Annotated in this window: 1 protein-coding gene; it reads right to left on the reverse strand. The window is 42.8% G+C overall.

Annotated features, from left to right (window positions below; genetic code table 11):
• A partial coding sequence (locus R8O11_RS28125) for a DUF3458 domain-containing protein (RefSeq protein ID WP_318194987.1) occupies positions 1 to 677 on the reverse strand: 677 nt, incomplete at both ends.

The raw sequence follows: 677 nt of genomic DNA on the forward strand, positions 1-677 counted from the left end.
ACACTGTAATGCTATTTAAAACCGTATCAACTGCATCTACATCAATCTGTTTGTACCAGCCGGTGATTTCATTGATAGATGGCAATGAGAAGACTTGAGCGATAAATGCAGGCTCTAAGTTTTCATCCAATAATACGCCGCGGAATGCATCGATAAGATCTTCTGAAAGTTGAACCTCACTGCCCGTTTGGACATTGGTGACATTTTGTCGAATGTACTTCGCTAATAGCATTTGGCTTGCATCCCAACGAGCAAAATCGTTGGTTGCGTGCTTCATTAGGAAGATCAGTTCTGCGTCGCTGTAATCGTATTCCAATTTAACTGGCGCAGAGAACTCGCGTAACAATGAAGGCACTGGTTGTTCTGCGACATTCTCGAACACAAATGTTTGTTTATCTTGCTTGATGTCCAAAACACTGTGAACTGATTCACCATTAATGGTCAGTGGGATAATCTGCCCTTTCGAATCATACAGCTCGATATCGAATGGAATGTGCAGTGCTTGTTTTTCTGCTTGGTCTTGCGTTGCTTCAGTAAATTGCTCAACTGTTAGCGCGTAAGTTTTTGCTTCAGCGTTGTATTCGCTGTTTACACGAAGTGTTGGTGTACCAGATTGGCTATACCATAGACGGAATTGCTTAAGGTCAACGCCCGTTGCATCTTCCATTGCAGAAACG

This window comes from Vibrio sp. 1288 (genome assembly GCF_033344475.1).